Source organism: Caulobacter sp. P1_B12_2 (assembly GCF_056406675.1).
This window is the reverse complement of the sequence record NZ_JBFTZS010000548.1, coordinates 1-2,713: the sequence shown is the minus strand read 5'-3', so window position 1 is coordinate 2,713 and position 2,713 is coordinate 1. Positions and strand designations below refer to the sequence as shown.

At 71.1% G+C, this 2,713-nt stretch carries 3 protein-coding genes and 1 pseudogene; 2 read left to right on the top strand and 2 right to left on the bottom strand.

Translation table 11 applies throughout. The annotated features are described in order from the left end of the window. Positions 1-444 (top strand): annotated as a pseudogene (locus AC1DZ6_RS23060) (hypothetical protein); the annotation flags it as partial. A gap of 61 nt (positions 445-505) precedes the next feature. Continuing rightward, positions 506-967: a hypothetical protein gene (locus tag AC1DZ6_RS23055; protein WP_477099443.1), complete on the top strand. Its 462-nt coding sequence runs from the start codon at positions 506-508 to the stop codon at positions 965-967. A 7-nt stretch (positions 968-974) separates the two neighbouring features. Here the strand turns inward: AC1DZ6_RS23055 and pseC are convergent, their stop codons facing one another. Together pseC and AC1DZ6_RS23045 are read right to left on the bottom strand one after the other, a co-directional pair. Beyond that, positions 975-2,165, bottom strand: coding sequence for a UDP-4-amino-4,6-dideoxy-N-acetyl-beta-L-altrosamine transaminase (gene pseC / locus AC1DZ6_RS23050; RefSeq protein WP_477099442.1), 1,191 nt, complete (start codon positions 2,163-2,165; stop codon positions 975-977). A gap of 1 nt (position 2,166) precedes the next feature. Beyond that, on the bottom strand, positions 2,167-2,713 hold a 547-nt coding region (locus AC1DZ6_RS23045; RefSeq protein WP_477099441.1), incomplete at its 5' end, for a polysaccharide biosynthesis protein.

The window sequence follows — 2,713 nt, the reverse complement described above, 5'->3', positions numbered from 1 at the left end:
GTCAACAAGCGCATGGCCGCCCGCTGGCTGTCGGCCAACGTCCTGGCCCTGCGCTTCGAGCGCGAACTGCGCCAGGGTCCGGACTCGGCGGCCGYCAAGCTGGCCGCCCTGGCCGGCCTGCAGCGCGCCCTGGTCCGCTCGGGCCTGGTGGTCGAGGACTACGAACCGCTGTGCGCCCGCCTGGGCGAGGTGGGCGGCATGATCGAGGTCGACGCCCGGCTGGTCGCCATGCTGGTCCGCGCCCCCGCGCCCCTGCCCCAGAAGCTGGCCCTGCTGATCAAGCTGGCCATGGGCGAGGCCGGCCCGACCGGACCCGTGGCGGACAAGGCCAAGATCGAGGCGATGAAACTGGCCCGCGCGCCCGAAGCCCGCGAACAACTGGCCGGCTCGCCCGAGACGATGGACCTGCTCAAGGGCATGGTTCAGCAGAAGGCGGCGGCTTAGGTCATCGCCGATCGCGTCCCGCGCTGGACTTTCGGCGGCGCTTCACCACCCTTTTGATCTGATGACGACCCACTCGGAAGCGATGGACCGGATCATGGCGGCGGTCGCCGTCCTGCACGCCGGCGACCAGGCGATGGCCCGCACGCTGTTCGCGACGCTCTGGGCGGACGCCGAGGTGACGCGTGATCCTGCCCGGCGGTGCGTTCTCGCCCACTACGCGGCGGACGCGCAGAGCGACCTCGCGCAGGAACTGATCTGGGACCAGCGGGCCCTCGCGGCGGCGGAAGCGGCGGCGGGCGGCACGATCGCGACGGGCGAGGCGATCCTTTCGATCGACGTGTTCCTGCCCTCGCTCCATCTCAACTTGGGTGACGTCTGCCGTCGATCCGGCCTGTTCGAACAGGCGCGGCGTCACGCCGACCAGGCGAGGGCGACGAGCGTCGTCCTGCCGGAAGACGGTTACGGGACGGCGGTCCGTGCGGCGATCCAGCGCCTCGCCGACCGGCTGATCGACGCGACGTGACGGACCGTCACGACCGCCCGAGGGCCCCCGCCAGCGCCTCGACCACCCGGTCGACGTCGTCGTCCGCCATCGTCGGATACAGCGGCAGGGTCAGGCAGCGAGCGTACCAGGCGTCGCTGCCCGGCAGGTCCAGGGCGCCGTAGCGGGCCTGGTAATAGGGTTGGCCGTGCACCGGGATGTAGTGGACCTGGCTGCCGATCCCCGCCGCCTTCAGGGCCTCGACCACCGCGCGGCGCGTGGTCCCGGCGGCTTCGAAGTCGATCAGCACGGTCAGCAGGTGCAGGGCCGGGTCGGACCAGTCGGGACTGGTCGCCAGGCGCACGGTCGGCGCCAGGGCCGCGAGCTTTTCGGCGTAGAGCGCCGCCAGGGTCCGGCGCCGCGCGACGAACCGATCCAGCTTGGAAAGCTGCGAGATCCCCAGGGCGCAGAGCACGTCGGGGATGCGGTAGTTGAAGCCCAGCTCCGACATCTCGTAGATCCAGGGCTCGGCGCCGGCAGGTCGCACCATGCCGTGGCCGCGCAGGGAGCGAGCCCTGGCGGCCAGGGTCGCGTCATTGGTGGTCAGCATGCCGCCTTCGCCCGTGGCCAGGGTCTTGACCGGATGGAACGAGAAACTGGCGAAGGCCGAATAGGCGCCGTCGCCGACGGGATGGGCGGCGCCGTCGAAGGTTCCCACCGAGCCCAGGGCGTGGGGCGCGTCCTCGACCAGCACGGCGCCGACGCCGGCGGCCAGGTCGCGCAGGGCCGGCAGGTCGCAGACGTCGCCGCGCAGGTGGACCGGCAGCACGGCCCGGACCCGGCGATCCCCAGCGCGCTTCAAGGCGTCGGCCAAGGTTTCCGGCGTCATCAGGCCGCTGTCGGGATCGACATCGGCGAACACCACTTCGGCCCCGACGTAGCGGGCGCAATTGGCGGTGGCCAGGAAGGTGACCGAGGGCGCGATGCAGACGTCGCCCTCGCCGACGCCCAGGGCCAGCATGGCCAGGTGCAGGGTGGCCGTGCCGTTGGCCACGGCGATGGCGTGCTCGGCGCCGACCTTGGCCCGGAAGGCGGTCTCGAAGGCCTCGACGGTCGGCCCCGTCGTCAGGAAGTCGGCGCGCAGGGCCGCCGCGACCGCCGCCACGTCGTCGTCCTCGATGGTCTGACGGCCGTAGGGCAGGAACGGAAGCGCCCCCCCTCCAACAGACGAGGCCGACACGTCAGGCCTTCTCGGCCAGCATGGCGTTCAGGCCGTCCTCGCTGAGCCAGTCGTCGTTGTTGTCGCTGCTGTAGCTGAAGCCCTCGGCCACGTCCTTGGCCTGGGCCTCGCCGCGGAAGGGCTTGCGCGGATATTCCACGAAGGTCGGCTCGATCACGTAGCGGTCGTCCAGCTCGACGGTGGCGCGGGCGTCGTCGGCGCTGATCATCATCTCATGCAGCTTCTCGCCCGGGCGGATGCCGACGATCTTCACGCCGACGTCCGGCGACATGGCCTTGACCAGGTCAGGCATGGTCATGGACGGGATCTTGGGCACGAAGATCTCGCCGCCGCGCATGATCTCCAGCGACGACAGCACGAACTCCACGCCCTCGTTCAGCGTGATCCAGAACCGGGTCATCCGCGCGTCGGTGACCGGCAGCTCGGTCGCGCCCTGGCCCAGCAGGCGCTTGTACAGCGGCACGACGCTGCCGCGCGAGCCCACGACATTGCCGTAGCGGACCACCGCGAAGCGGGTGCCGATATCGCCCGACAGGTTGTTGGCCGCC